Here is a 25,780-nt window from a genome sequence, read left to right on the forward strand (position 1 = left end):
GCCCAGCGGCTAGCCTGCACCACGAACGGGTGCCGCCGCGATCGCGGACCGGCACGGGTACTGGGGCCGAGGGCAGGCGCGATGGGTGAAGACGGCGACCGGCTGATCGACTGGACCGGGGAGCGCTGCGTGCCCTGGGCCGACGACGTGCAGGTGATCTACGAGCACTACCACCGGTACGCCCTGGCGGCCCGGTTCGTCCGCGGCAAGCGGGTGCTGGACCTGGCGTGCGGCGAGGGCTACGGGGCCGCGCTGCTGGCCGCCGAGGGCGCGGAGGTCGTGGGCCTCGACGTCGACCCGGCGACCGTGGAGCACGCCACCCGGAGCTACGGCTCCCGCGACGTCTCGTTCCGCACCGGCTCGATCACCGACCCGGACGTGCTGGCCGACGAGAAGCCGTTCGACGTGGTGGTGTGCTTCGAGGCGATCGAGCACGTCGCCGAGCACGACGCGGTGCTCGCCCTCGTCCGGTCCCGCCTCGAACCGGGCGGGTTGTTCCTGGTCAGCACTCCGGACACGGACGTCTACCAGCACGAGCACGGCAACGACAACCCGTTCCACGTCAAGGAGCTCACCGGCCCCGAGTTCGAGTCGCTGCTGGAGGGCGCGTTCCGGCACGTGGCGGTGCTGCGGCAGAACGCGGCGGTCGGCTCGGTGCTGACCCCCGCCGACCCGGGCGACCCGGACACCGCGATCGAAGGCGTCCGGTTGCAGACGCTGCACCAGGACGGGTCGGGCGCGTGGTCGGTGCGCCAGGGCCTGCCGCACACCTACCTGCTGGGGGTGGCCTCGGACCGGCCGCTGCCGAAGCTGCCCGCCGCGGCGGTGCTGCTGGACGACGAGCTCACCCTGGCCCGCCGGGCCGGGCAGGCCGACGTGCGGCCGATCATCGAGCAGCGCGACGAGGCGGTCGCCGACGTCGCGAAGCTCAACGAGCACTACCAGCGCAGCCGCGCGGAAGCCGAGGAGCTCAAGGGCGCGGTCGCCCGGCTGGAGGAGCTGCGCCGCGCCGAGGAGTCCCGCGCCGACGAGCAGGTCCACGAGCAGCAGCGGCTGCGCACCGAGCTCGAAGCGGGCCTGGAGCAGGCCCGGCTCGGTGCCGACCGGGACGCGGCGCGCATCGAGTGGCTCCGCGACACCGTCACCCGCCTGGAGCTGCGCACCGCGGAGGCCGAGCGCACCGCCGCCGAGCTCGCCGAGCGCAACGCCGAGCTCGTCGCGCAGAACTCGGCGCTGGTGCAGCGCGCCGTCCGCAAGTACCGCACCGTCGTCGAGCGCGTCGCGCCCCGCGGCACCGCCCGCCGCGACGTCTACGAGCTCGCCCTCGGCAGGCAGCCCGGCGCGGTCGCGGCCGAGCAGGCGCCCGAGACGGGCCCGGTCGCGGTGCCGCGCAGCGACGACCCGGTGGTCAGCGTGATCGTCCCGGTGCACGGCAAGTGGCCCTACACCCGGCAGTGCCTGCGGTTCCTCGGCGGGCACCTGGTGTCGGTGCCGTTCGAGGTGATCGTGGTGGACGACGCCTCCCCGGACGACAGCGCGGTGCGGCTCGCGGAGTGCGAGGGCGTCCGGCTGGTGCGCGCCGAGCGGAACCTCGGGTTCATCGGCGCCTGCAACCTCGGCGCGCAGCACGCGCGCGGCAGGCACCTGTTCTTCCTCAACAACGACGCCGAGGTCACCGAGTCCTGGCTGGACCTGCTCGTGTCCACGATGGACTCCGACGAGCGGGTCGGACTGGTCGGCGCGAAGCTCGTCTACCCGGACGGCCGCCTGCAGGAGTGCGGCGGCATCGTCTGGGCCGACGGCACCGGCTGGAACCTGGGGCGCAACGGGGAACCGAACGCCTCCGAGCACAACGTGCTGCGCGACGTGGACTACTGCTCCGGCGCGGCGATCCTGGTGCGCGCCGAGGTGTTCCACCAGGTCGGCGGCTTCGACACCCGCTTCGCGCCCGCCTACTACGAGGACACCGACCTGGCGTTCGCGGTGCGCGCCGCCGGCTACCGCACCGTGGTGCAGCCGAAGGCCGTGGTGGTGCACCACGAAGGCGTCTCCAACGGCACCGACCTGTCCACCGGGGTGAAGCGGCACCAGGAGCTGAACCGCCAGGTGTTCGTGGACAAGTGGCGGGAGGTCCTCGCCGACCACCTGCCGGAGGCCTCGCCGCGGAACCTGTGGCTGGCCCGGCAGCGCGGCGCCCGCGGGCACCACGGGCCGATCGTGCTGGTGAAGGACCACCAGGTGCCGCGCCCCGACTTCGACTCCGGTTCGGTGCGGATCCGCCGCGTGCTGGAGCAGTTCGTGGAGCTCGGCGCGCGGGTCGTGTTCTTCCCCGGCAACCACGCGAAGCTGGAGCCCTACACCACCGAGCTGCAGCAGGCGGGGGTGACGGTGCTGCCGGAACCCGAGCTGCAGCAGGCGTTCCTCGCCGAGGCGGGCTCGGAGATCTCGCTGGCCGTGCTGTCCCGCCCGCAGGTCGCGTGGAGCCTGGTGGAGGAGCTGCGGACCCGCGCGCCGCAGGCCGTGCTCGCCTACGACACCGTGGACGTGCACTTCCTCCGGTTGCAGCGGCAGGCCGCGCTGGCCGAGGAACAGGGCGAGCCGGACGTGGCGAAGGCGTTGCTGCGCAAGGCGTTCGCGTCCCGCGAGATGGAGCTCGGCCTGGTCCGCTCCTGCGACGTGACGCTGGTGGTGTCGGAGGCCGAGCAGCAGCTGCTCGGCGAACTGGTGCCGGACGCCGACGTGCGGGTGCTGTCCAACGTGCACGACGTCCGCGACGGCACCGAGTTCCCGCACGGCCGCCGCGACGTGCTGTTCGTCGGCAGCTTCGACCACCCGCCGAACCGGGACGCCGCGGAGTGGGCCGCCGCGGAGGTGCTGCCGCTGGTGCGCGAGCGGTGCCCGGAGGCGGTGCTGCACGTCGTCGGCTCCAACCCGACCGAGGAGGTGCTGGCGCTCGCCGGGGACGGCGTCGAGGTGCACGGCTGGGTGCCGGACCTCGCCGCGCTGTACGAGCGCAGCCGGGTCGTGCTGGCGCCGCTGCGCTTCGGCGCGGGCGTGAAGGGCAAGGTGGGGGAGGCCCTCGGGCTGGGTGTGCCGGTGGTGGGCACCACGCTGGCGATGGAGGGCATGCACCTGGAGCCGGAGCAGGACGTGCTCGTCTCGGACGACGCTGCGGGGCTGGCGGCGGCCGTGGTCCGGCTGCTCACCGAGGACGCCACCTGGTCGCGGCTGTCCGCGGCGGGCAAGGCGGGCATCGCCGCCCAGTTCGGCCCGGACGTATCCCGAGCAGCGATCGCGAAACTCCTCGAGACGGAACTGTGAACTCGGTCCGCGTCGTGGTGGGGTGGCGGAACCTCAGCGTCCTCCTCGCTGCGGGATCGTTTCTCCGCCACAGGAGAAAACGCTGTCCTCGCGAGGAGGGCGCTGAGAACCCGCGGGTGGTCCCGTTGATCAGGTGGTCGGCGGCTCAGCGGCTTCGCCGCTGACGGGACACGGCCGGACTCGCCGGGCCGTGAGGTTCCGCCATCTCGGTGTTGCGCGGGGCGAGTCGGCGGACGGGGCAGGGGCATCGACGTGGAACGGCCCGCCATCCCGGGGATGGCGGGCCGTCGGTGTCCGGGAGCCGTCAGTCGCGGACGGTCGGCGGCGTCTGCGCGAGCTGCTGGTCCAGCAGCGCCTTGAACGCGGTCTGCGCGGCCGCCTTGTCCGGCGCGTTCACGTCCACGATGACCGCCCAGCCGTGCGCCACGTAGGCGGTGCGGTACACGCCGCCGCCGGTCGTCATGACCTCCACGCCCCGGTACGACAGGTCCTCGTCCGCGGCGAGGCCCTGCTGGTCGTCCAGGTAGGCCTCCGCGACCGACTGCGCCGCGGTCTGGTCCGGCATCCGCACCGCGATCAGCACCGAGGTGGCGGCCCCGTCGCTGCGGCTGAAGAACGCGTCGATCAGCCCGCCCTGCAGCGCGGCGGCGCGCACCGGGTCCCGCAGCACTCCGGACTTGGGGCTGTTCTCCAGCGCCGCGCGGTCCAGCGGACCGTTGTACGGGTGCGGCTGGCCCGGCGGCACGGCCACCAGGACCTCGGGGGTGGCGGCCGGCGCGGGCTTCGGCGCGGGCGGTTCCGGCAGCGGCTCGCTGGTGGGCACCGGCGGTGCCTGCTGCTCGGTGGGGCGCTGCGGTTCCGCCTGGTCGTCACCGGAGGTGAAGTAGAAGACCCCGGCGACGATGACGCCCACGAGCAGCACCGCGCCGAGCGCGATGCCCGCGATGGTCTTGCCCTTCGAACCGCCGTCGCCGACCTCGAAGACCTCCGGGCCCTGCCGCATCCAGCTGGTGTCGCCGTGCTCGGGGGCCGACGGCTGCTCCGGTTCGCCCCACGGGGAGGCCTTCTCACCGGTGTTCCACCCGGGCTGCTGGTTCCAGCCGGGCTGCTGCTGGGCCCACGGCTGCTGCTGGCCGACGTTGACGACCTGGGTGCTCTCCGACTGCTGCGCCATCGGGTTCGGCACGACCTGCGTGGACTCGTTCGACGGCTGCGGTTGCTGCGGCTGCTGCTGGGCGGCCTGCGCGCCCTGCGCCGCGGCGGCGCCCCAGTTGAACGCGGGCGGGAACGGGCTCTGCTGACCACTTTGCGGGGTCCCCTGTTGGGGGAAGCCACCGGAGGGCGTGCCGGGCTGCTGCTGCGGGAGGTCGCCGGATGCGGGTCCGGATTGCCCGCCCTGCGACCTACCGATCAGCGCGTCCCGCCGGGAGCGGTACTCCTCGGCGGAGATCCTGCCTGCCGCGAGTTCGGCGTCGAGGTTGTGCAGCTCGTCTTGCCAGGTCACCGATGCGCCCTTTCCGGTTTTCACGAGTCGCTGCCGATGTGCGATCGATCGTCATTTTGCACCCCCAGGAGTGCGCGCGATGCACCGGCCGGATAACGATCCGCCCGGTGTGAGCAACCGCGCGCGGTCGCGCTCGTCGAAACGCGCGTCGAGATCGCGGTGCCACCGGATACGCTACTCGGCGTCGAGGCTGGGATCGACGGTGACATCGCGGGGGTGAAACGGATGGGCACGCAGCGTGTCGACCACGCCCATCCGGAGCGGTTCGCCGAGCCCTCGCACGGTTTCGCCTGGATCCGCATGATCGGTGCGCTGGTCGTGATCTACGGGCACAGCTCGCCGCTGGTCGGAACGGGAGAACTGTTCCCGCCGGAATGGCCGGTGCAGCCCGACGAGGGCGTGCTCATGGGCTTCTTCGCGATGAGCGGATTCCAGATCACCGAGAGCTGGGTGCGCGATCCGCACCCGCTCCGGTTCGCCGCGAAGCGGGTGCTGCGGCTGTGGCCGCCGATGCTGACGGTGACCCTCGGGATGGCGCTGATCGTCGGCCCGCTGGTGACGACGCTGCCGGTGCGCGAGTACTTCGCCGCGCACGACACCTGGGGCTACGTCGTCAACAACGCCGGGATGCTGACGCTGCAGCACACCCTCCCCGGCGTGTTCACCGCGAACCCGTGGCCGGACGCGGTGAACGGTTCGCTGTGGACGCTGCCGATGGAGCTGCTCGCCTACGGCGGGTTGTACGCGCTGCTGCTCCTGGGCGCGGCGAAGCAGCGGTGGCGCTGGCTGGCGGTCGCGGCGCTGGTCGCGCTGGTGGTGTGGGACCGGCACCTGGAGCAGATCCCGGGCGCGGAGTCGGGCGGTGCGCTGCTGAGCGTCCCGGTCGAGTCGCTGGTGGCGTTCCTGGTGGCGTTCGCGCTGGGCGTGGTGCTGAACCTGTACCGCGTCCCGTTGTCGCCGACGGCCGCGCTCGCGGGGCTGGTGGTGCTGGCGGCGATGCCGAACAGCATCGCGGCGTCGTTCCTGATGACCTTCGTGGCGAGCTACGCGGTGGTGGTGGCGGGGCACTTCTGGCCGTCGCGGCTGACGGTGCCCGGCTGGTTCGTCAACGGCAGCTACGGCGTGTACGTGTGGGGCTTCCCGGTGCAGCAGCTGCTGGCGATGGCGGGGATCGCGAACCAGTACGTGATGCTGCTGTGCGCGGCGCCGATCGCGTACGTGCTGGGCACGGCGTCCTGGGTGTTCGTCGAGGACCCGACGATGAAGCTGCGCCGCTACGTGGCGCCGGACCGGCCCGCCCGCGCCGCCGAGCAGCGCCCGCGGGACGGCCGGGAGGACGGCGACCGCTGGGCGGACGAGGACGGCTGGGCGGACGAGGACGACCGGGACGGCTGGGACGACGAGGACGGCTGGGACGACCGGGAGGACTGGTCGGACGAGGACCGCGACGATCGCGAACGCTGCGACGATCGCGAACGCTGGGACAGCCGGAACGACCGCGAACGCTGGGACGACCGCGACGACCGCGAACGCTGGGACGACCGCGACGACCGGTACGACCACCGGGAGAGCGGGCACCGGGCGCGTGGTGACGACCTGGGCCGCGCGGCTCGGGACGGCCGCGCCGTGCTCGCCGCCCACCCGGCCCACGCCGAGCGCGACGACCTCGACCCCCGGTTCGAGCGGGCCGCCGCGCCCGCCGGCCCGCCGGAGCAGACCCGACACCGGGCCGACCCGCCGACCCACCGCGCCGAACCCGTCCGGCCCGAACCGGCCAGGCTCGAACCCGGCAGGCCTGAACCGGCCAGGCCCGACCCGGCCGCGCGCGCCGATCCGCTCTCCCCCGCCGAGCCGACCCAGCGCGCCGAGGCGATCCGGAGCCCGGAACCGGCCCGGCCCGCCGCGCAGCCCCGGCGCTCCGAGCCCACCCAGCGGGTCGAACCGGCCCAGCACGCCGGCTCGACCCGGCGGGTGGATCCGACCCGGCGCCCCGAACCGACCCCGCGCCCCGAACCGGCCCGGCGCCCCGACTCGTCCCGGCGACCCGACGCCGACCACCACCCCGAACGCCCCGCCGAGCCCCACCCCGCCGAGGACGTGGAGACCGCCCGCGACTTCCCGCCGGTCTCCTGGCCGAGCGCCGAGCAGGACGCCGAGCCCGCCGCCGCGCGCAGCTTCACCGGCGACCTGGCCGACCCGTCCGCCACCCCGCCGCGCCGCCGCGGCAGGCACGCCGCCCCGCCGCCGGAGGCGGAGGAGACCCGCCCGTTGGACCGGTTCCCGCCGCACCGGTCCTGACCGGCGGTGTGACCTGCGCCGACCGGACTGGCGATCACTCGAACGCGCGTTCTACGGTGTTGCTGCGTTCGGGGGAGGGGAGTCCCCACGACGCATCCGCGCCCCGCGCCCGTCACCCCGGGCGCGGGGCGCTCCACACGGCCCGGACCACCGCTGATCCCGCGCGTAGCATCGGTGGCATGGCGCTGTTCTTCGGTGACAGGACCCGCATGATCGGCCCGGACGAGGCGTTGCCCGGGCGCTCCACCCCGCTGCCGGTGCCGGAGCGGCACGCGGTCTTCGGCGACCGCACCATCGTGCCGCCGTTCCCGCAGGGCACCGAGTCGCTGGTCGTCGGCATGGGCTGCTTTTGGGGCGCGGAACGGATCTTCTGGCGCACGGACGGGGTGTGGACGACGGCGGTCGGCTACGCGGGCGGCTACACGCCGAACCCGACCTACGAGGAGGTGTGCAGCGGTCTGACCGGGCACACCGAGGCCGTGCTGGTCGTGTTCGACCCGGCGGTGATCGACCTGGCCGGGGTGCTGAAGGTCTTCTGGGAGGGCCACGACCCGACGCAGGGCCTGCGGCAGGGCAACGACCGCGGCAGCCAGTACCGCTCGGCGGTCTACTTCGCCGACGACGAGCAGCGCGCCGTCGTCGAGCGGACCCGCGACGGCTACCAGGCGGCGTTGACCGCGGCGGGCCGCGGCACGATCACCACCGAGGTGGCGCCGCTGCGCGAGTTCTACTACGCCGAGGGCTACCACCAGCAGTACCTGTCCGAGGCGAAGAACCCGAACGGCTACTGCGGCATCGGCGGCACCGGGGTGTCCTGCCCTGTCGGGCTCGTCACGGAGTGATCGCGGCCGGTCGCCCGGCGTGGCAAGATCCACTCGGTTCGGCCGGGGCGATCCGGGTGAACCGCGAGCGGAATTTACCGCGATTCCGTTCAATAAACAGAATTCCCGGACGGCCGCCGAGCGCGCCGCCGGGAGCGTCGAATTCCGTTCCGCGGAATGCGATGCACCGCGGCCCGGCGTGTTAGTGGCACGCCGGGCCGCGGCACCGGGGACATTCTAGATCATCGAATCAGCCGAAGTTCACGTCCGCGCAGGAGTAGAACGCGTTCGCGGTGTCCGCGACGTCCCACACGCCGACGATGGCGTGCCTGCCGGACTTGCCTTCCGGCATCTTCCCGTCGTGGGTGTAGGTGTTCGGCGGCTGGGCGCCGCCGTAGTCCACGTCGACGAACGGGGTGGGTTCGAGCTGGTCGCGGCTGATCGGCTGGGTGGGGTCCCAACCGTCCTTCGTGACGTAGTAGCGGAACGAGCTGGTGGAGTGCGCCGCCGTGATCTTCCACTGGAACTGGAAGTCCTGACCAGCGGCGACGTCCGTGGTGGGCCACTGACCGCCGCGCGGGTCGTCCAGCTCGGAGAACTGCTCCAGGCCCGCGGAGCAGATGCTGCCGTCCTCGGGGCCGGCTTCGGGGAAGCCCTTCGGGCCTTCGACGCTCTGCGGTTCCCACTGGATCGCGCCGCAGTCGTTCAGCGTCCCGTTCGAGCAGGCCTCCTGGCGGCTCGCGGGGCTCTGGACGAATCCGTGGCCGGTCGCGACTCCGGACGTGAAAACCGGCAACGCCAATCCGGCGATGCTGACGGCGGCGATACCGATCGTGCTTTTCACACTTTTCTTGAGCATGGGGGAGTGCTCCTTTCTGAATCGGTGTCGCAAAAAGTACGTCTCACTCTTCTGGCTTAATAGCTCCGTTCCGGGCAACATGAGGTTGGCAGACACACCGCTATTGGTCCAGACCTTGAGCCCGATTGGTCTAGCCCATGATCGCCGTCGGCTTGCGGGGTGCTGCGGCCGTGCGGACCATCCCGGCATGGCAGACAACGTCTATCGGGTCACCGAGATCGTCGGAACGTCCGAGCAGGGCGTCGATGACGCCGTGCGCAACGGGGTGCGCCGCGCCGCGCGAACGCTGCGGGAGGTGGACTGGTTCGAAGTCACCGAGGTGCGCGGCCACGTCGAGAACGGCGAGGTCGCGCACTTCCAGGTCGGGCTCAAGATCGGGTTCAAGCTGGAGGACTGACCGGACCGAGCACGCACGAAAAAGGCCCCGCCGTCACCGGCGGGGCCTTCTGCGAGCGGATGACGGGACTCGAACCCGCGACCCTCACCTTGGCAAGGTGATGCGCTACCAGCTGCGCTACATCCGCATCAACGATCTCGGGAGTCCCGATCACCGGAGTGATCTTCGCGCCCCTCGAAGCGCTGTTGAGAACACTCTAACCCATCGTTCGCGAGCCGTTCCCGGGGGGTCACCGCCGGCTCGGACCGGCCCGTTCCAACTCGATCCGCAGCAGCACCCGGCGCTCCTCGGCCATCGCCCGCCGGTACGCGGACCAGTCCTCGTGCTCCCCGGCGACCCGGCGGTAGTAGTCCTCCAGCAGCGGCAACGCCGCCGGCTGCTCGACCACCTCCACCGCGCCGTCGACCTGGATCCACTCGCCGAAGAACTCGTCCGGCAGCACGCAGATCCACGCTCGGGGGTCTCGCCGCAGGTTCCGCACCTTCGCACTGCCGTCCCGGGTGCTGATCAGCGCGCGCCCGCGGTCGTCGACGGCGACGAGCACGGGCACCAGCTGCGGCGTGCCGTCGGCGCGCAGGGTGCCCAGCACCGCCCGGTGGTGCTCGCGGAGGAAGGAACGCGCCCGGTCGAGATCCATCTCGTCCTCCCCGGTCGTGGTGGTGGCGCCCACCGTAGCGCCGCGGGCCCGGGTTCCGCGGTCGGCGAACCGGCCGGGGCTGGTCCCCTCGCCGTCCGTGATCGACAATGATCCGGGTGCCCCCGGGTTTCACCCTCAAGGCCGATGACGGGCGCGATACGGTATCGGCACGCTCGGTGACGGCGCGCTGCCGCCGGAACCGGGGGCACGGCTGGGACGAACGATCCGAGAACGCCCGGCGCCGGGCGAGGAGGCGACGATGAACCGGGTGGTGCGGGGATCCGACGGCAGGCTGTGGAACGTGCGTTCCAGCCTGGAGTGGTCGAACCCGATCGCGGGCGACGACTTCGAGCACGACGTGAACGGTGGCGCCGGGCCGGCGATCCTCATGTTCGGCGTGCTCGCGGTGCTGATCCTGACCTTCGTCCTGTGGACCCCGGAGGGCGTTTACATCCCGATCTGGCTGATCCTGCTGCTGATCGTCGCGGTGCTGTTCTTCCCGGTCCGCTGGTTGATGCACCGCCCGTGGACGATCATCGCGGAGACCCCGGGCGACGAGGACGAGCACCAGCCGGAGCGCTGGGTCGGCGTGCAGCGCGGCTTCTTCAACACGCGCCAGGAGACGGCGAAGATCGCCCGCCAGATCGAGCTCTACGCCGAACCCGACATGAACGGTTCCCTGCAGCCGACCGAGTGAGCCCGGCCGCGGATCTTGGCAGACTGGTGTGGTGCCTGAGCTGCCGGAAGTCGAAGCGCTGGCGCGGCACCTGCGGGACGTCGCCGCGGGGCGCGCCGTCACCCGGGTCGACGTGGCCTCGATGAGCGTGCTCAAGACCGCCGACCCGCCGCACACCGCGCTGGCCGGCCGGGTGGTGACCGGCGCGGACCGGCGCGGCAAGTACCTGGACCTGGACTGCGACGGCCTGCACCTGGTGGTGCACCTGGCGCGGGCCGGTTGGCTGCGCTGGTCCGACGCGCTCGCGCCCGCCCCGCCGAAGCCGGGCCGCGGGCCGATCGCGATGCGGGTGCACCTCGACGGACCCGGTTTCGACCTCACCGAGGCGGGCACGCAGAAGCGGCTCGCCGCGTGGATCGTGCACGACCCCGCCGAGGTGCCCGGCATCGCGAAGCTCGGGCCGGACGCCCTCGGCATCACCGAGGAGGAGTTCGCCGCGGTGCTCGCCGGGCGCTCGGAGCGGGTGAAGACGGTGCTCACCGACCAGTCGCGGCTGGCCGGCGTCGGCGGTGCCTACTCGGACGAGGTGCTGCACCGCGCGAAGCTGTCCCCGTTCGCCACCGCCGGGAAGCTGGGCGAGGACGCGGTGCGGCGGCTGCACGCCGCGCTGCGGGAGGTGCTCTCCGACGCCGTCGACCGCTCCCGGGACGCGGCGCGGCTGAAGGCGGAGAAGCGCTCCGGGCTGCGGGTGCACGGGCGGACCGGCCTGCCCTGCCCGGTGTGCGGTGACCTGGTGCGGGAGGTGTCGTTCGCGGACCGCTCGCTGCAGTACTGCCCCACCTGCCAGACCGGCGGCAAGCGGTTGGCGGACCGGCGGATGTCGCGGTTGCTGAAGTGACCGCCGGTCCGGTTCGTCCGGCGCAGCCGACAGGTCCGAACGGAGTCGGTGAGCACCGTTCACCGCTCGGATCCGGCTACCCGGCGTAGCGTTCTTGATTCCCCGCGTGCCTGGGACGAATACTGGTGGACGTGCCGGAGCTGTTGACCGAGCGGACCGTGCTGACCGCGCTCGCCGCCCTCGCCGTGCTCGGAATGTTCGTGCTGCTGTGCCGTTCGCGCCGGGTGAGCACCTCGGTGGAGGACGCGATGCTGACGGCGCTGCACCACGTGACGGGTGCCGCGCCGTTCCTGCGCGCGGGCATGACGCAGGAATCGGCGGACAAGACCGCCCCCCACCTGCGCGAACTGCTCTCCTGCGTGGCGGTGGGCGTGGTGGACGCGGACGCGACCCTGCTGAGCTGGGACGGCGACGCGAACCAGCACTACGCGGACCTGCGCGGCAAGATCGAGATCACGCTCCGCGACGGCAAGCGCGAGTACATCGACCACACCGACCTGCTGTGCGACCAGCGGCCCTGCCTGATGCGGTACGGGGTCGTGGTGCCGCTGGAGGTGTCCGGGGAGATCCGCGGCGCGCTGGTGATCATCAGCGGTGGGGATCGGAAGCGGCTGCTGCGCGCGGCCAGCGAGGTCGCGCACCACGTGTCCACCCACCTGGAGCTCGCCGAGCTGCAGGAGTCGAAGGAGAAGCTGGCGCACGCGGAGGTGCGGGCGCTGCGGGCGCAGATCTCGCCGCACTTCATCTACAACGCGCTCAACACCATCTCCTCGCAGATCCGCAACGACCCGGAGCAGGCCCGCGACCTGCTGATGGAGTTCGCCGACTTCACCCGCTACTCGTTCCGCTCCACCGGCCTCTACACGACGCTGGCCGACGAGATCCGCAACATCGACCGCTACCTGATCCTGGAGCGCGCCCGGTTCGGCCCGGACCGGCTGAAGGTGCAGCTCAAGATCGCACCGGAGGTGCTGCCGGTGGTGGTGCCGTTCCTGGCGCTGCAACCGCTGGTGGAGAACGCGGTGCGGCACGGGCTCGCGACGAAGCCGGGCGGCGGCACCGTGTCGGTGGTGGCCGAGGACCGCGGCTCCGAGGCGCTGATCAGCGTCGACGACGACGGCATCGGGATGGACCCGAACCGGCTGGACGCGGAGCTGGCGAACGCGCACCTCACCGGCGCGCACGTCGGCCTCGGCAACATCAACAACCGGATGCGGGCCACGTTCGGCGACGACTACGGCCTGGTGGTGGAGACGGCGGAGAACGCGGGGATGAAGGTGATCATGCGGGTGCCGAAGTTCGCGCCCGGCGTGCTCCCGCTGCCGGTGGCCGCCTTCGACGAGCCGGCCCCGGGCGCGAGCGCCCAGCCCAGCCGCTGATCTACGCAGCCCAGCCGCTGATCCGCCCAGCCCAGCCGCTGATCCGCGCAGTCCAGTCCCTGACCCGCGCAGCCCACCGACCCGTCCAGCCCCGTCCCGGACCCGCGCCCGGACGGGCCGTTCACCTGGTGCGAACGGTCCCGCCGGCCGCTTCCGGAGCCCGTCGGCGGGCCCGCCGAGCCGGTAACGTCGGGGCATGAACGACAACGCACCGCAGAAGTTCACCGACGTCCTGACCGGCAAGCTCGCCTCGAAGCTGCCGCCGAAGCTGGCCGAGCGGGCCGAACGCGGACCGGTGGTGGCGGTGGTCAAGTTGCACGGCACGATCACGCCGACGCCGAGCCCGATGAACCGCGGCACCATCTCGCTGCAGACCACCGAGTCGGCGCTGAGCCGCGCGTTCGGGCACGACCGGCTGTCCGCGGTGGTGCTGTCGATCAACTCGCCGGGCGGGGCGCCGACCCAGTCGGCGCTGGTCGCGGACCGGGTCCGCCAGCTGGCGGCGGAGAAGAAGGTGCCGGTGCTGGCGTTCTGCGAGGACGTGGCCGCGTCCGGCGGGTACTGGCTGGCGTGCGCCGCCGACGAGATCTACGCGCACCGCACCTCGATGGTCGGCTCCATCGGCGTGGTGAGCGCGAGCTTCGGGCTCGACGGGCTGCTGGAGCGCATCGGCGTGCAGCGCCGGGTCTACACCGCGGGCGAGAACAAGGTGCGGCTCGACCCGTTCAGCCCGGAGAAGGACGACGACGTGCGCTGGCTGCACGGTCTGCAGACCGAGCTGCACGACCAGTTCACCGACTGGGTGCGGGAGCGGCGCGGGGGCAAGCTCGCCGACGCCGACCTGTTCACCGGCGAGGTGTGGACCGGCGCGAAGGCGAAGGAGCTCGGGCTCGTCGACGGTCTGGGCACGCTGCGCGGCATCGTCGCGGAGCGGTTCCCGAAGGCGCACATCGTGGACGTCGAACCGCGCAAGCCGCTGCTGGCCCGGCTCAGCGGCAGCGCCCCCGGCACCCGGCTGGGGCTCGGCGCCTCGGCGTCCTCCCTGGTGGAGGCGCTGGAGCAGCGCGCCCAGTGGTCCCGCTTCGGGCTGTGACCGCCCGGCGGAGCGCGACCGGCGGGACCGCCGCGGTCGCGCTTCGCCGACCCCGCCGCAGTCCTGCCCGGGTGCGCACCGTACGTTGATCCGGCGGCGTGACACACCTCACTCAGCCGTGGCTCGCGGCGTGGCCTGTGTCGCTCGGCCGAGTGATGCCACGATGATCGACGCAGCGGCTGCCACGGCATCCCTCGGCAACGCCGCACGTGCGAGCCGGGCTCCGCGACGACGCCGTCGTGGCGCACCGAGCCGAGAAACCTGATCGTGGACAGTGCGCCACCCGGCGCGGCAGGATTGGCGTTACAGTGAGTATTCAACCGGACACGAGCGCGCAGGTCGGCACCACGGGACTGGTGGTGCTGGCGGTGGACGACGAGATGGCCGGGCTGGACGAGATGAAGTTCCTGCTCGGCAACAACCCGCGGGTGGGCCGGGTGCTTACCGCGTTCGACGCCGCGGAGGCGTTGCGGTTGCTGCGCAGCGACGACCAGCTGCGTTCCCGGGACGGCGAGGACTCCGTGGTGGACGCGGTGTTCGCCGACGTCTCGATGCCGGGGCTCAGCGGCATGGAACTCGCCAGGGTGCTCAACGCCTTCAAGCAGCCGCCCTCGCTGGTGTTCATCACCGGCCACGAGGAGAACGCGCTGGAGGCGTTCGAGGTGGGCGCGCTGGACTACATCATGAAACCCGCCGACGCGGACCGGGTGGACCGGGCGCTGCGCAACATCGAGCGCAGCAAGGCCGAACGCGCCGCCGGTGGCCGGGCCGACGCCACGGCCGCGGAACTCCCCGCCGCGGCCGACGAGGACGAGGTGATCCCGGTGGAACTCGCAGGCACGACGAAGATGGTCTCCCGCAAGACGGTCCGCTGGGTGGAGGCGCAGGGCGACTACGCGCGGCTGCACACCACCGACGGCGGCTCGCACCTGGTGCGGATCCCGCTGGCGCAGTTGGAGGAGCGCTGGGCGGACGCCAACTTCATCCGCATCCACCGCTCGTACCTGGTGTCGATGACGCTGGTCACCGAGCTGCGGATGTCCTCGTCCGGCTACTCGGTGCTGCTCGGCGGCGGCGAGCCGAAGGAGCTGCCGGTCAGCAGGCGCCACACCCGGGAGCTCAAGGACCGGCTGGTGCGCGCGCCGAGACAGGGCTGGGGGTCGCAGGGATGAGCGCGCCCCGCCGCCCGGCCGGTCGGGCATGACGCCGGAACAACCGGCGACCGCCGCAGGCGGCCGTCGTCCCCGCAGGCAGCGCGTCGTTCTCTCCGATCGCCGCCGCAGCAGGCCGGTGGCCCGTACGATCATGGAGCTGGAGGAGCAGACCAGCGTCGGCGAAGTGCTGGTCAGTTACCTGGTGCGCGCCCAGCTGCGGAGCGCACTGCTGATGACGGGTCTGCTCGGGGCCGGGCTGTTCGGCCTGCCGCTGCTGTTCCACGTGCTGCCGTCGCTGGGAGACATGGTGATCGCCGGAATCCGGTTGCCCTGGTTGGTCCTCGGGGTGCTGCCCTACCCGTTCATGGTGCTGCTCGGCTTCTGGTACTCGCGGGCCGCGGCTCGGCACGAGCGCGATTTCCTGCACATGATCGAGCGGTAGCGGGGCTCGGCGGTGCCGGAGATCTCCGTGTTCTGGGCGTTGGGCGGTATCGCCGTCGTGGTGACGGCGACCTTCGCCATCGGCGTGTGGGGGTCGAGCCACGCCCGGACCACCTCGGACCTGCACCGCGCGCGGCGCCTGGTGCGGGAGGAGCGCAACGCGGCCGCGATCTCCGGCGAGTACCTGTCCGCGGCGTCGTTCCTCGGCGTGGCCGGGCTGGTGCTCAAGGACGGGTCGCAGGCGCTCTGGTACCCGATCGGGTTCGCCTCCGGCTACCTGGCGGTGATGTTGTTCGTGGCGGCGCCGCTGCGCCGGTCCGGGGCCTACACGGTGCCGGACTTCGCGGTGGTGCGGCTGGATTCGCCGTGGCTGCGCTGGTTGACCACGGCGCTGGTGGTGTTGATCGGCTGGCTGTACCTGGTGCCGCAGTTCCAGGCGGCCGGGTTGACGTTCGCGGTGCTCACCGAGCTGCCCGCCTGGGTGGGTGCGGTGGCGCTGCTGCCGGTGGTGCTGGCGAGCGTGTTCAGCGGCGGCATGCGCGCGGTGACCCTGGTGCAGGCGTTCCAGTACTGGCTGAAGCTGTTCGCGATCACGGCGCCGGCGTTCGTGCTGTTCGGGGTGTTCCTGCTGGGCGGTTCGGCGGACCGGTTGAACGAGCCGGGACCGGTGTTCGAGACCCGGACCGCGGTGGAGGTCGAGACGCCGGTGACCTTGCGGGTCGTCGAGCCGACCTGGGTGCTGGTGGACGCGCCGCGGGAGTCGCCGGGCGGCCCGCTGCAGCCGAACGGGCAGGCGAACACCTGGGTCCCGCCGGGGGAGTACGAGGTCGACGCGGGCAGCACCCTCTCGTTCGAGGCGGGCGCGGCGGTTCCGGTGGTGTCCGAGGCGGAACCGGACAACGGTTCGTGGCTGCACCCGTCCGGCTCCGGTCCGGCTTCGCTGGTGGGCACGTACTCGCTGCTGGTGGCGACGTTCCTGGGCACGATGGGCCTGCCGCACGTGCTGGTGCGCTTCTACACGAACCCGAGCGGGCACGGTGCGCGGCGCACGGCGCTGTTCGTGCTGGTCCTGCTGGGCACCTTCTACCTGTTCCCGACGGTGCTGGGGCTGCTGTCCCGGTTGTTCGTGCCGAAGCTGCTGGTCACCGGGCAGACGGATGCCGCGGTGCTGCTGCTGCCGAACGCGATGCTGAGCAGCTGGCCGGGCGGGGTCCTGACGTCGTTGACGGCGGCCGGCGCGTTCGCGGCGTTCGTGTCGACCTCGTCCGGGCTGGTGGTGAGCCTGTCCGGGGTGGTGTCGTCGAACTTCCAGCGGGTGCGGGGCTGGCACATGCCGCTGCTGCTGCTCGCCTCGGCGGCGGTGCCGATGGTGCTGGCGCTGCTGGTGGCGGAGCAGGACTTGGCGCGCAGCATCGGGTTGGCGTTCGCGATGGCGGCGTCGACGTTCTGCCCGCTGCTGGTGCTGGGGGTGTGGTGGCGCGGGCTGACGGCGTTCGGCGCGGCGGCCGGTCTGGTGGCGGGCGGCGCGCTGGTGCTGGCGGCGCTGGTGGTGGGAGCGCTGCGTCCGGGCGGCGAAGGGGTGCTGGCGGAGCTGGTGCAACAGCCGGCCCTGGTGAGCGTCCCGGTGGCGTTCCTGGTGATGGTGCTGGTCAGCGCGGGCACCAAGCGGCAGCTCCCGGAGGGCGTGTCCCGGGTGATGCTGCGCATGCACGCGCCGGACCGGCTGGGTTTCCAGGACGATCGGCGGGTGCGCAAGCCCGTGCCGAGCAAGGATTCCGGCGGTCGGCACCGGCGTTAGCCCGATCGGATCAGCTCGTTCGGCGGTGCGGTGCGTCGGCGGCGGGCGCCCGGCGACCGGTGGTGGTGGCCCCGGGCCGGTGATCAGCGCGAACGTGGTCTCGGGACCGGGCTTCCCCGGTGCTCACCGCGTGCGATCGGCGGCCGGTGCGCGCTGCTCCGCGCCGTCGCGTCCGGTTCGTCCGGGTGGTCGGCCGGGCGACTCGCTGACCTGCCGAGTCTCGTATTGGGCCGAACGGGTAGATGGCGTGACAGAGGTCACCCCGCGTGTCATGATCAGGGATATGTCGGCGCTTCGGTCACCCAGCGGATTGATATCAATCCACGTTCGGGGTCTTTCCAGATTCGGACGAACTACGTAGCGTTCGCGCGTCGACAGGAGATAGAGGTCACACGTCGCCGGCGGGTGCGACCTCTCCTACCCAGGAGGACAACCGTGAGCTCCACGGGCCAGAGCGACCCCAGCCCCGGCAGCGACCCCAGCGCCAGCGGCGACCCAGGTCCCGCCATCGACGCCGAGACCTGGGCGGCCGCGCAGAACAGCCCCGAATTCGCCACGCTCCGGCAACGGCTGCGCAAATTCGTCTTCCCGGTATCGGCGATCTTCCTCGTCTGGTACCTGATCTACGTCCTGCTCGCCGACTACGCGCACGGGTTCATGAGCATCAAGCTCATCGGCAACATCAACGTGGGCCTGGTGCTCGGGCTGCTGCAGTTCGTCTCCACCTTCCTCATCACGACGCTCTACGTCCGGTACGCCAACAAGAACCTGGACCCGGTCGCCGAGCAGATCCGCGAACGCGTCGAAGGAGAGCAGCGGTGACCACACTCCAGGCCGCCCACCCGTTCCTCGCGCAGCAGACCGACACCGCGTCCAACCGGTGGCTCAACATCGGCATCTTCGGGCTGTTCGTGCTGGTCACGCTGGTCATCGTGTTCCGCGCCAGCCGCAACACGCGCACCGCCTCGGACTACTACGCGGCGGGCCGGGCGTTCAGCGGGCCGCAGAACGGCATCGCGATCTCCGGTGACTACCTGTCGGCGGCGTCGTTCCTCGGCATCGCCGGGGCCATCGCCGTGTACGGCTACGACGGGTTCCTCTACTCGATCGGCTTCCTCGTCGCCTGGCTGGTGGCGCTGCTGCTGGTCGCGGAGCTGCTGCGCAACACCGGCCGCTACACGATGGCCGACGTGCTCAGCTTCCGGATGCGGGAACGCCCGGTGCGCACCGCCGCCTCGCTGTCCACCCTGGCGGTCTCGTTCTTCTACCTGCTCGCCCAGATGGCCGGCGCCGGCGGGCTCATCGCGCTGCTGCTCGGCATCGAGAGCAAGGGCCAGCAGGCCATCGTGATCGCCGTCGTCGGCGCGCTGATGATCCTGTACGTGCTGGTCGGTGGCATGAAGGGCACCACCTGGGTGCAGATCATCAAGGCCGCGCTGCTCATCGCGGGCGCGTTCGTGATGACCCTCTGGGTGCTCGGCCACTACGGGTTCAACCTGTCCGGGCTGCTCGGGGCCGCCGTGGAGCGGGCCGGTGCCGGTGGTGAGGAGCTGCTCAACCCGGGCGCGCAGTACGGGGCCAGCAGCACCAGCAGGCTCGACTTCGTCTCGCTGGGCATCGCGCTGGTGCTCGGCACCGCAGGGCTGCCGCACGTGCTGATGCGCTTCTACACGGTGCCCACCGCGAAGGAAGCCCGCCGCTCCGTGGTGTGGGCGATCTGGCTGATCGGGCTGTTCTACCTGTTCACGCTGGTGCTCGGCTACGGCGCCGGGGCCATGGTCGGGCCCGAGGCGATCAAGGACGCGCCGGGCGGCGTGAACTCGGCGGCACCGCTGCTGGCGCTGCAGCTGGGCGGCCCGCTGCTGCTCGGGTTCATCTCCGCGGTCGCGTTCGCGACCATCCTCGCCGTCGTCGCCGGCCTCACGATCACCGCTTCGGCGTCGTTCGCGCACGACATCTACGCCAACGTGCTCAAGAAGGGGAAGGTCGACGACAAGAACCAGGAGGTGAAGGTCGCGCGGATCACCGCGGTGGTGATCGGCATCGTCTCGATCCTCGGCGGCATCGCGGCGAACGGGCAGAACGTGGCGTTCCTGGTGGCGCTGGCGTTCGCGGTCGCGGCCTCGGCGAACCTGCCGACGCTGCTGTACTCGCTGTTCTGGAAGCGGTTCAACACCACCGGGGCGCTGTGGAGCATCTACGGCGGGCTCGCGGTGACCATCGTGCTGATCGTGTTCTCGCCCGCGGTGAGCGGCGACGAGGAGGCGATGTTCCCGGCGCTGGACTTCGCGTGGTTCCCGCTGAAGAACCCCGGGCTGATCTCGATCCCGGTGTCCTTCCTGCTCGGCTACCTCGGGACCGTCCTGAGCAAGGAGCCGCACAACGCGGCGAAGTACGCGGAGATGGAGGTCCGCTCGCTCACCGGGGCGGGCGCCGAGAAGTCCACCCCGCAGCACTGATCGCCTGGGCGGACCGCCCGTCCAGCCGAGTGGACGGGCGGCCCGCCCCACCTCACGACGGGCCCACGGGCGGCGTGGCAGCATCGGGTCCGTGACTACCCCGATGCAAGTACCCGGCGTGCCGCCGGAGGAGCTGCCCGCCGAGCTGCCGGACGCGAAGTCGGTGCTGCTGGACGTGCGGGAGAACGACGAGTGGGCCGCGGGCCACGCCCCGGGCGCGCTGCACATCCCGATGAACGAGGTGCCGCAGCGCCTCGACGAGATCCCCGAGGCCGACCAGGTCTACGTGGTGTGCCGCTCCGGCGGCCGGTCCGCGCGGGTCACGGCCTACCTGAACGCGAACGGCTGGGACGCGGTGAACGTGGAGCGCGGCATGAACGGCTGGTCGGCGATCGGCCGTCCGGTGGTGTCGGACGAGCCCGGCGCCGACCCGATCGTGCTGTGACGACGCCGCCGGACCGCCCGGCCGGATCGGGCCTGCGGGTGGAGTGGGTGGCCACTCCGCCCGGTGGCCTGCGGCCGCGGCGCCGCGCGCGCCCACCGGCCCGCTATTCGGGCCCGCCGTCCTACCCGGGCGTCCCCCGCTGGGGTTTTCCGCTGCTGGGCTGGCGGTGGCCGTTGGCGTTGCCGACGCGCCCGCAGGTCGACCCGGTGCAGCGGGTGACGTGGCTGTCGGCGATGTCGTGGTCGGCGTTGTGGCTGATGGCGGCGGTGTCCGGCGTGGCGGCGGTGGCCGAGGCCTGGCGGTACGGCCTGCTGCTGATGAGCCGCGGTTCGGCGTTGTCGAAGGTGGCGCTGGACCTGTCGGACACGCTGGTGGTGACCTCGGGCGTGCTGAGCTGGCTGCTCGGCGCGACCAGCGGGGTGTTCGCGGTGCTGTGGCTGGTGTGGGCGCGGCGCGCGTCGGCGCGGCAGCTGGAGGTGGCGCCGCGCCGCCCGGAGTGGCAGGTCGTCGCGGGCGTCCTGGTACCGGGCTGGAACCTGGTGGCGCCGGGCACGGCGCTGGCGGAGCTGGAGCACGGGGTGCTGGTGGCGGCCGGTGCGCGTCGTGCGGCGGAGCGTCCGCGGCCGTCGCGGCTGGTCGGGTGGTGGTGGGGTTCGTGGGCGTTGAGCCTGCTGCTGGGCTGGGCCGCGCTGCTGTGGGGCTTCCGGGACGGCGTGCAGGCGATGGCGGACGGCGTGGTGCTGCACTTCTGGGCGGACGTGGCGGCGGCCGCGTGCGCGGTGCTGGCGATGCGGGTGATCACATACGTGACGAGCCTGCTGGTGCCGTCGGACCCGACGCTGCTGGCGCGCCCGCGCGTCGTCGGCGTCCGCGGTGCCCCGGAACCGCCGCGCGCGGCTCGCCCGGCGGACGCCCCCCGCTGATCCGACCGCAGGCGAACGACCCACCAGAAGCCCCACCAGGCGTCCAGCCGTACTGGGCGGGTGGCCCGTTCACCTGGCGGGCCTCCGGCGTGGTGGGCTCGGGAGGGCGGTCGGGATAATGCCCGGCATGGCTTCCCCGCAGGTCGTCGCGCACCGCGGTGCGTCGGCGGAACGCGCCGAGCACACCCTCGGCGCCTACCAGGTGGCCCTGGACCAGGGGGCCGACGCGCTGGAGTGCGATGTCCGGGTCACCCGGGACGGGCACCTGGTGTGCGTGCACGACCGCCGGGTGGACCGCACCTCCTCGGGCCGCGGCGTGGTGAGCGAGTTGACGTTGCCCGCGATGTCCCGCTTCGACTTCGCGCACTGGCACCACGAGCTGCCGGAGTCGGCGGACGAGCTGGTGTTCGAGCCGCGGGCGAGCGCGGCGGTGGGCGCCGCGCAGCGCCGCATCCTGACCTTCGACGACCTGCTGGGCCTGGTGCGCGCGCAGCGCAGGCGGATCCGGTTGTTCGCGGAGACGAAGCACCCGGTGCGCTACGCGGGCCTGGTGGAGGCGAAGTTGACGGCGGCGCTGGCCCGGCACGGCGTGTCGGCGCCCGCGCACAAGGACGAGTCGCCGGTGGTGATGATGTCGTTCTCGTCGGCGGCGGTGCGCCGGTTCCGGGCGGACGCGCCGGGCGTGCCGACGGTGCTGCTGTTCGACCGGGCGTCGCGCGCGGTGCGGGCGGGGGAGCTGCCGCGCTGGGCCGACCTGGCGGGCCCGAGCATCCGGTTGCTGCGCCGGGACCCGGAGCTGGCGGGCCGGTGGGCGGCGCGGGGCCGGGACACCTACTGCTGGACGGTGGACGACCCGGCGGACGTGGAGCTGTGCCGCCGCGCGGGGGTGCGGTTCGTGGCGACGAACCGGCCGGGTGCGACGCGGCTGCGGTTGTCGGGCGGCTGACCCGGGACGTCGGCCGCGGTGGCGGCTCGATAGCGTCGGTGGGTCTTGTCACAGCTGCGAGGAGGCTTCGAGTGTCGAAGCGTACGGCCACCCCGTCCCAGCGAGCTGAGGGCGCCGTCGGCCCGAGGCAGCCTTGCCCGTGCGGGTCGGGGAAGCGCTACAAGGCGTGCCACGGCAAGGCGGGCGGCGCCACCGATGTGATCGTGACCAGGCCATTCGAGGGGCTCGCCGCGGAGGGCGATCTGGTCGCGCTGCGCGAGTTCGTGCCGTCGGCGACGGCACGGCTGCCGCTGCTGTCCGGCCCGGAGGTAACGGTCGCGTCGGTGCTGCCGATGGCGGCGGCCGCGGTGGGCCGCACGGACGGGCAGGCGTTCATCGGCCTCCAGGTGCAGACCCGTTCGGGTGATTTGAGCCGGGACCTGGCCCGCGCGATCGAGTGGGTACAGCAGGCGGAGCCGGGCCAGTCGCTGCCGGTGGTGGGCCCGGAGCCGGCGCAGGCGGAGGTCCGGACGCGCCTGCAGGACCTGCTCGACCCGGCGGCGGAGCTGGACGTGCAGCTGCACGAGGACTTCGCGTGGTGGCTGCCGGAGGGCACCGAGGCGACCGGCGAGGTCGCGCTGTCCCTGGAGCGGGCGAACGCGGCGATCATGCCCACGGAGCGGTTGACCGCGGAGGGCGCGCGCTCGGCGTACTGGGTGGACCCGGGCGAGAAGGCGCACCTGCGCTGGGTGCGCCCGGAGCCGGAGGAGAAGTTGCTGGCCGCGCTGGCCCGCCTGTCGGCGCGCGGTGAGCTGGCGCTGGACGCGGACAGCCGGTTCGCGGGTTCGTTCCGCGCGCACGGCGTGCTGGTGCCGGTGTGGGACCTGGACCGGGACAAGCACCCCCGGGAGTGGAACGAGCCGGCCGCGGCGCTGGGCCGCCGGTTGGCGGAAGCGCTGGAGTCCCTGGAGGACTCGCCGCTGGACGCGACCGAGCGCCGGTCCCGCGACGGGCTGCGCGGCCGCCAGGTCACCTTGCGCTGACGCGGTTCCCCGGGCCGGGAGCGCGCTGGGCCGTTCGAGTGAATGAGCCTCGTTCCGGCAACCGCGCCCCCCGGCCTCGCGTGTCCTCTTCGCAGCGAAAGCCCGGGGAGGGGAGGCGGCGTGACCGCTCACATGCCTGCCGTGCGCGCCTCGTCGGAGGCCTCGGTGGGCTGGTCGCGCCCGGCACTGCAAGGGGATATGGCGACGGAGGACGATTTCGCGGAGTTCGTGCGCGTCGCCCTGCCGGGCTTGATGCGCTACGGCCACGCGTTGACGGGGAACCCGCACGACGCGGCCGATCTGGTGCAGACGGTGCTGGAGAAGGTCGGCGCGCGCTGGGCGAGGATCCGGCAGCAGTGCGAGGAGCCGCGCGCGTACGTGCGCAAGGCGATGGCGAACGCGCACGTGAGCCGGTGGCGGCGGGCCCGCCGGGAGACGTTGCTGGCCGAGTTCCCGGACGTGCCCGCGGTGGAGTCGCCGGATCGGTTGGAGAACGAGCCGCTGTGGCAGGCGCTGCGCGGGTTGCCGCCGCGGCAGCGCGCCGTGGTGGTGCTGCGCTACTACGAAGGATTGTCGGAGGCGGAGATCGCCGACACCCTCGGCGTCAGCGCGGGCACGGTGAAGAGCCAGGCCAGCAAGGCGCTGGCCACGTTGCGCCGCAGGCTCGGCCCGGTGTTCGAGGGCGGTGGGGTGTGATGGGCGACCTCGACGACGAGCTGCGCCGGATGTTCGCGGACGACCGGCTGGAGGTGCCGGTCCGCACGGGAGCCGAGTGGTCGCTGGTGGCGGGCGCGCGCCGGCGGCGCAAGCGGCAGACGACGCTGGCCGCGGTGGGCGGCGTGCTGGCGATGGGGGTGCTGTTCGGCGGGGGAGCGGTGCTGGTGGCGCGGCCGGATCCGGGGCCGGTGCGCCCGGCGGTGCCGCCGGTGGTGGGCACGTCGGTGCCCTCGCCGGTGCAGCCCCCGATCCCGCTGCCGACGTCCCCGCCGGTGCCCGCGGATCCGGCGCCGGGCGGCGGCTGGGTGCCGCGCTGGTCGCCGCCGGAGCGGGGCGATCCGGCGGAGGACGCCGAGGACGAGCGGTTGTCGATCCTGCGGCAGGTCACCTCGGAACCGGAGTCCACGTCCGCGGAGCCGTCCGAACCGTCCGAGCCGCAACCGACGTCGGAACCGACGGAGCCGTCCACCGAACCGTCCGACCCGGGCTGACCCGGAACGCGCGACGGCCCCCGGCTCGGGTGAGCAGGGGGCCGTCGGCCGCTGTGGTGGGTGCGGTCAGCTCAGAGCGCTCCGCCCGCGGCGGGCGGCGCGGTGGGGTCGGCGCCCTCGTCGCCGACGGTCTCGCGGGCGAGGAAGTTCTCCACGTCGAACAGGTTGCCGCCGGAGCGGTCGACGACGGCCAGCAGCGTGGACATCTGCGAGACCTCCTCGACCTGCTCCTTGAGGAACCACTGGAGGAACTGCTCGCCGAGGTAGTCGCCTTCGTCGCGGGCGGCCTTGGCCAGCGTCACGATCTCCTGGGTGACCTCGCGCTCCTGCTCCAGGGCGAGGGCGACGAGCTCCCGGGTCTCGGTGAAGTCGTTGCGGACCTCTTCGATGGACGGGATGGCGACCTTGATGTCGTTGTCCATCAGGTACTGCACGATCATCATGGCGTGGTTGCGTTCTTCGATCGACTGGCGGTAGAAGTGCGCGGCCAGCCGGGGCAGGTCTTCGTTGTCGAACCACACCGCGACCGCGAGGTACTGCTGCGAGGCGGTGAGCTCGTTGCGCACCTGGTCCTGCAACAACTGGTGGAATCGGGATTCGCGGGGCTGGATCTTCTTTGCGGTGGTGGGCATGGCATGAAGAATACGCTCCAATTGACACCTCGCAATTCGTCAGGTAACCCTTGGAAATGTTCGCCGAACCTTGGTTAAGTTTACTTTGCCTGATTTCGGCAAGGCAATCCTAAGTGGATTTGCGGTGGCCGGTACCGCGGTTGTCGGCAGTGTCATCGGGATGCCTCCCTGGGCTGCGGGCAGCCTGACGTCAAGGCCGGGCAGTGGAACAGGTCGAGGTTGCGGTGCGCGAGCCGGCCCATGATGAATTCGGGAACGAGCTCACGGGATCGGTCCAGCCAGCGGGCCAATGTCAAGATCGTGACCGCGGATGCGCCGGCCGACCGCAATGCGACTGCTGCGCTCTGGGCATTGCCGCCCGTGGTCCAGGTGTCGTCGATGAGCAGTACGTGATGCTCTGCCGGATTGGCGCCGGGGTTGATTTTCCACATTCCGGGAACCAATTCCCTAGGTGTCCTGCGGAATTCGGCGCCGGGGCCCAGGGAGATCTCTGCATGCGGTTCGCCGGGTGGAGCCATGGTTCGGATTGCCGGAAGGACGACGGCGTGCAGGAGGGGGTGCGCGCCTGGCGATCGGGTGGAGGGGACGACCGCCCACGCGCTGATCGGTTTTCCGGTCGCCTGCTGAATGCACCGCGCGTGCAAGCCGACACCCAGGCGTGCCAGCAGCTCCAGTCGCTTCGTCCCGGCCTGGGTGGCCGCCGGAGTCTTGTAGGTGTGCATCAAGTGGCCCGACTGAGCACCTTTGATCGCGTACACGAGAGGTACGACGAGGTCCGCTGGTGCGACTCCGAGCTGGCGAGCGTGCTGGACCGTCTTGTTGCACCGGAAGCACCGGTCGAACTGGGGCTGCACCGGCGTGGTGCACAC

The 25,780-nt window shown here is 72.2% G+C and carries 24 protein-coding genes and 1 tRNA gene; 19 read left to right on the forward strand and 6 right to left on the reverse strand.

The window, feature by feature from the left end; all coding sequences use genetic code 11:
* The first annotated feature begins 81 nt into the window (after positions 1–81).
* Entirely contained in the window at positions 82–3,321 is a 3,240-nt protein-coding gene (locus H1226_RS00310) for a glycosyltransferase (protein ID WP_258344783.1), read from the forward strand.
* A gap of 304 nt (positions 3,322–3,625) precedes the next feature.
* On the opposite strand, the gene H1226_RS00315 is transcribed toward H1226_RS00310, so the two are convergent.
* Positions 3,626–4,825 (reverse strand): flagellar basal body-associated FliL family protein, encoded by a 1,200-nt coding sequence (locus H1226_RS00315; RefSeq protein ID WP_258344785.1) that lies wholly within the window; start codon positions 4,823–4,825, stop codon positions 3,626–3,628.
* A gap of 225 nt (positions 4,826–5,050) precedes the next feature.
* Between H1226_RS00315 and H1226_RS00320 the strand changes: the two genes are divergently transcribed.
* Positions 5,051–7,123, forward strand: a complete 2,073-nt coding sequence (locus H1226_RS00320) for an acyltransferase (protein ID WP_258344788.1) — start codon at positions 5,051–5,053, stop codon at positions 7,121–7,123.
* A 179-nt stretch (positions 7,124–7,302) separates the two neighbouring features.
* A complete protein-coding gene (gene msrA, locus H1226_RS00325) occupies positions 7,303–7,965 on the forward strand; it encodes a peptide-methionine (S)-S-oxide reductase MsrA (protein WP_224958328.1) in 663 nt (220 codons plus the stop codon).
* 229 nt (positions 7,966–8,194) lie between these two features.
* Here msrA and H1226_RS00330 read toward each other — a convergent pair whose 3' ends face one another.
* Positions 8,195–8,803, reverse strand: coding sequence for a lytic polysaccharide monooxygenase auxiliary activity family 9 protein (locus H1226_RS00330; RefSeq protein WP_224958330.1), 609 nt, complete (start codon positions 8,801–8,803; stop codon positions 8,195–8,197).
* A 187-nt stretch (positions 8,804–8,990) separates the two neighbouring features.
* On the opposite strand from H1226_RS00330, the gene H1226_RS00335 reads away from it, so the two are divergent.
* Entirely contained in the window at positions 8,991–9,200 is a 210-nt protein-coding gene (locus tag H1226_RS00335) for a dodecin (protein ID WP_224958332.1), read from the forward strand.
* A gap of 54 nt (positions 9,201–9,254) precedes the next feature.
* On the opposite strand, the gene H1226_RS00340 is transcribed toward H1226_RS00335, so the two are convergent.
* Positions 9,255–9,327: transfer RNA gene (locus H1226_RS00340), tRNA-Gly, on the reverse strand.
* Positions 9,328–9,429: 102 nt separating this feature from the next.
* Positions 9,430–9,945 (reverse strand): PPOX class F420-dependent oxidoreductase, encoded by a 516-nt coding sequence (locus tag H1226_RS00345; protein ID WP_224968868.1) that lies wholly within the window; start codon positions 9,943–9,945, stop codon positions 9,430–9,432.
* A 151-nt stretch (positions 9,946–10,096) separates the two neighbouring features.
* Between H1226_RS00345 and H1226_RS00350 the strand changes: the two genes are divergently transcribed.
* From H1226_RS00350 to H1226_RS00420, 15 genes are all read left to right on the forward strand, one after another.
* Positions 10,097–10,534, forward strand: coding sequence for a DUF983 domain-containing protein (locus H1226_RS00350; protein ID WP_224958336.1), 438 nt, complete (start codon positions 10,097–10,099; stop codon positions 10,532–10,534).
* 31 nt (positions 10,535–10,565) lie between these two features.
* Entirely contained in the window at positions 10,566–11,411 is an 846-nt protein-coding gene (locus H1226_RS00355; RefSeq protein WP_258344802.1) for an Fpg/Nei family DNA glycosylase, read from the forward strand.
* Between the two features lie 131 nt (positions 11,412–11,542).
* Positions 11,543–12,790 carry a sensor histidine kinase gene (locus tag H1226_RS00360; protein ID WP_258344816.1) on the forward strand — a complete coding sequence of 416 codons (1,248 nt, stop codon included), beginning with the start codon at positions 11,543–11,545 and terminating at the stop codon, positions 12,788–12,790.
* Positions 12,791–12,986: 196 nt separating this feature from the next.
* Entirely contained in the window at positions 12,987–13,883 is an 897-nt protein-coding gene (locus H1226_RS00365; protein WP_224958339.1) for a S49 family peptidase, read from the forward strand.
* Positions 13,884–14,197: 314 nt separating this feature from the next.
* Complete coding sequence (locus tag H1226_RS00370; RefSeq protein ID WP_258349521.1) at positions 14,198–15,055, forward strand: LytR/AlgR family response regulator transcription factor; 858 nt, start codon at positions 14,198–14,200, stop codon at positions 15,053–15,055.
* Positions 15,056–15,173: 118 nt separating this feature from the next.
* A complete protein-coding gene (locus tag H1226_RS00375) occupies positions 15,174–15,479 on the forward strand; it encodes a hypothetical protein (protein ID WP_224958340.1) in 306 nt (101 codons plus the stop codon).
* Between the two features lie 12 nt (positions 15,480–15,491).
* Complete coding sequence (locus H1226_RS00380) at positions 15,492–17,276, forward strand: sodium/solute symporter (protein ID WP_258344826.1); 1,785 nt, start codon at positions 15,492–15,494, stop codon at positions 17,274–17,276.
* A gap of 507 nt (positions 17,277–17,783) precedes the next feature.
* A complete protein-coding gene (locus tag H1226_RS00385; RefSeq protein ID WP_258349522.1) occupies positions 17,784–18,098 on the forward strand; it encodes a DUF485 domain-containing protein in 315 nt (104 codons plus the stop codon).
* The gene (locus H1226_RS00390; RefSeq protein ID WP_373689998.1) at positions 18,095–19,735 is read left to right on the forward strand and encodes a solute symporter family protein; all 1,641 of its coding nucleotides are present in this window, start codon (positions 18,095–18,097) and stop codon (positions 19,733–19,735) included. The genes H1226_RS00385 and H1226_RS00390 overlap by 4 nt, the downstream gene beginning before the upstream one ends.
* Positions 19,736–19,838: 103 nt before the next feature.
* Positions 19,839–20,180: a rhodanese-like domain-containing protein gene (locus H1226_RS00395; protein WP_224958358.1), complete on the forward strand. Its 342-nt coding sequence runs from the start codon at positions 19,839–19,841 to the stop codon at positions 20,178–20,180.
* Positions 20,177–21,103: a DUF4328 domain-containing protein gene (locus H1226_RS00400; RefSeq protein ID WP_258344828.1), complete on the forward strand. Its 927-nt coding sequence runs from the start codon at positions 20,177–20,179 to the stop codon at positions 21,101–21,103. Before H1226_RS00395 ends, H1226_RS00400 begins: the two co-directional genes overlap by 4 nt.
* Before the next feature lie 127 nt (positions 21,104–21,230).
* Complete coding sequence (locus H1226_RS00405) at positions 21,231–22,049, forward strand: glycerophosphodiester phosphodiesterase family protein (protein WP_258344830.1); 819 nt, start codon at positions 21,231–21,233, stop codon at positions 22,047–22,049.
* A 71-nt stretch (positions 22,050–22,120) separates the two neighbouring features.
* Positions 22,121–23,071, forward strand: a complete 951-nt coding sequence (locus H1226_RS00410) for a DUF5926 family protein (RefSeq protein ID WP_258344831.1) — start codon at positions 22,121–22,123, stop codon at positions 23,069–23,071.
* 120 nt (positions 23,072–23,191) lie between these two features.
* A complete protein-coding gene (locus H1226_RS00415; RefSeq protein ID WP_373689999.1) occupies positions 23,192–23,767 on the forward strand; it encodes a SigE family RNA polymerase sigma factor in 576 nt (191 codons plus the stop codon).
* The gene (locus H1226_RS00420) at positions 23,767–24,279 is read left to right on the forward strand and encodes a hypothetical protein (RefSeq protein ID WP_258344832.1); all 513 of its coding nucleotides are present in this window, start codon (positions 23,767–23,769) and stop codon (positions 24,277–24,279) included. The genes H1226_RS00415 and H1226_RS00420 overlap by 1 nt, the downstream gene beginning before the upstream one ends.
* A 71-nt stretch (positions 24,280–24,350) precedes the next feature.
* Here H1226_RS00420 and H1226_RS00425 read toward each other — a convergent pair whose 3' ends face one another.
* Together H1226_RS00425 and H1226_RS00430 are read right to left on the reverse strand one after the other, a co-directional pair.
* Positions 24,351–24,911 (reverse strand): ferritin, encoded by a 561-nt coding sequence (locus H1226_RS00425; RefSeq protein WP_224958348.1) that lies wholly within the window; start codon positions 24,909–24,911, stop codon positions 24,351–24,353.
* Between the two features lie 152 nt (positions 24,912–25,063).
* On the reverse strand, positions 25,064–25,633 hold the full coding sequence (locus tag H1226_RS00430; RefSeq protein ID WP_258344835.1) for a hypothetical protein: 570 nt from the start codon (positions 25,631–25,633) through the stop codon (positions 25,064–25,066).
* Positions 25,634–25,780: the final 147 nt, after the last annotated feature.

Origin of the sequence: Saccharopolyspora gregorii (genome assembly GCF_024734405.1) — a bacterium.
Classification (GTDB): Bacteria; Actinomycetota; Actinomycetes; order Mycobacteriales; family Pseudonocardiaceae; genus Saccharopolyspora_C; species Saccharopolyspora_C gregorii.